Source organism: Mycobacterium sp. E2479 (assembly GCF_001667925.1).
Classification (GTDB): Bacteria; Actinomycetota; Actinomycetes; order Mycobacteriales; family Mycobacteriaceae; genus Mycobacterium.
The window spans coordinates 1-1971 of the sequence record NZ_LZJR01000043.1; the positions used below are offsets into that span (position 1 = coordinate 1).

Here is a 1971-nt window from a genome sequence, read left to right on the forward strand (position 1 = left end):
GCCACGCCATTCACCGGCACGGCGCCGTTCGGGCCGCCCAAGATCGTTCCCGCCAACGGGTCGACCGTGGGTGTGGGCCAGCCGATCATCATCAATTTCCCCGGGACGGTCGAGAACGCCGACGCGGCGATCGGTGCCGTGCACGTCTCGTCGGTCCCGCCGGTGCCGGGCAAGTTCTACTGGATGACCCCGACCCAGTTGCGCTGGCGCCCAATCAACTTCTGGCCCGCGCACACCGCGGTGACGGTCGACGCCGGCGGCACCGTGTCCACCTTCCGGACCGGTGACACGCTGATCGCCACCGCCGACGACGCCACCCACCAGCTGATCGTCGCCCGCAACGGCACGGTGGAGAAGACCTTTCCGATGTCGATGGGCATGACGTCCGGCAACCACCAGACCCCCAACGGCACCTACTACGTGCAGGACAAGAAGGCGTCGGTGGTGATGGACTCCTCGACCTACGGGGTGCCGGTCAGCTCGACCTACGGCTACAAGGTGACGGTCGAGGACGCGGTCCGCTTCGACAACGTCGGCGACTACGTGCACAGCGCGCCGTGGTCGGTCGATGACCAGGGCAAGCGCGACGTCAGCCACGGCTGCATCAACATCAGCCCCAGCAACGCGAAGTGGTTCTTCGACAACTTCGGTCCGGGTGACCCGATCGTCGTGAAGAACTCCAGCGGCGGCTCGTACAAGAAGAACGACGGATCAGCCGACTGGATGAACTAGTCCCTCGATAACGCGAATCGCCCATCTCCAGCTCGGAGACGGGCGATTTCGCGTTCTGTGCGCGTGTGGATCGACGTGCGCGTCGACCGCCAGGAGGGGCTTCCGCTCGACACGACTTATATATAGCATCATACATAACCTGCCTGAGGAGGTGCGATGCGTGGTCCACGCGAGCGGATGGTCGCCTCCGCCGCGTTGCTGATCCGGGAACGGGGCGCGCACGCCACCGCGATCTCCGATGTGCTCGAGCACAGTGGTGCACCCCGCGGATCGGCCTACCACTACTTCCCCGGCGGCCGCACGCAGCTGCTCTGCGAGGCCGTCGACTACGCGGGCGAGCATGTTGCCGCCGTCATCACCGGCGCCGACGGTGGCCTGCAGCTGCTGGACGTGTTGATCGACAAGTACCGCCGGCAGCTACTCGATAGCGACTTCCGGGCCGGCTGCCCCATCGTCGCGGTCTCCGTCGAAGCGGGGGAGCAGCACGACACCCAACGCATGGTGATCGGGCGCGCCGCGGCGGTCTTCAACCGGTGGTCGGATCTGATCGCCGCGCGACTCATTGCGGACGGGATTTCGCCGGAGCGCGCGCGCGAACTGGCGGTCCTCGTGCCCGCCTCGCTCGAGGGCGCAATCGTGCTGGCGCGAGTGCGGCGTGACCTGATGCCGCTGGACGTCGTCCACCGCCAGTTGCGTGACCTGTTGCTGGCGGCGTCTGCCCATCGGGCGCCCGGAAAGGAAGGCTGCGATGACCGGTGAATGGCAATCCAGCGCGTGCATCCTGTGCGAGTGCAACTGCGGCATCGTCGTCCAAGTCGAAGACCGCCGGCTGGCCCGCATCCGCGGTGACAAGGCGCACCCGGCCTCACAGGGCTATACCTGCAACAAGGCGTTGCGGCTGGACCACTACCAGAACAGCGGCGCCCGGCTGACCTCCCCACTGCGCCGCCGCGCGGACGGCAGTTACGAGGAAATCGATTGGGACACCGCGATCGTGGAGATCGCCGAGGGATTCAAGCACATTCGCGACAGCTACGGCGGCGACAAGATCTTTTACTACGGCGGCGGTGGGCAGGGCAACCATCTGGGCGGGGCGTACAGCGGCGCATTCTTGAAGGCGCTGGGCTCGCGCTACCGGTCGAATGCGCTGGCGCAGGAGAAAACCGGTGAGGCATGGGTTGACGGGCAGCTCTACGGTGGTCATACCAGGGGCGAATTCGAGCACGCCGAAGTCGCGGT

Annotated in this window: 3 protein-coding genes; all 3 read left to right on the top strand. The window is 66.4% G+C overall.

Going from position 1 to position 1971, the window contains the following annotated elements; genetic code table 11:
* The coding region (locus tag A5686_RS04315) for a L,D-transpeptidase family protein (protein ID WP_067931469.1) at positions 1-732 on the top strand (732 nt) is incomplete at its 5' end.
* A gap of 156 nt (positions 733-888) precedes the next feature.
* On the top strand, positions 889-1491 hold the full coding sequence (locus A5686_RS04320) for a TetR/AcrR family transcriptional regulator (protein ID WP_067931471.1): 603 nt from the start codon (positions 889-891) through the stop codon (positions 1489-1491).
* A partial coding sequence (locus tag A5686_RS04325; protein ID WP_156749933.1) for a molybdopterin-dependent oxidoreductase occupies positions 1481-1971 on the top strand: 491 nt, incomplete at its 3' end. The genes A5686_RS04320 and A5686_RS04325, both read left to right, overlap by 11 nt.

Bases quoted from the DNA above. Each gene is read 5' to 3' on its own strand.
- A5686_RS04320 (WP_067931471.1), top strand. From the start codon at position 889: ATGCGTGGTCCACGCGAGCGGATGGTCGCCTCCGCCGCGTTGCTGATC.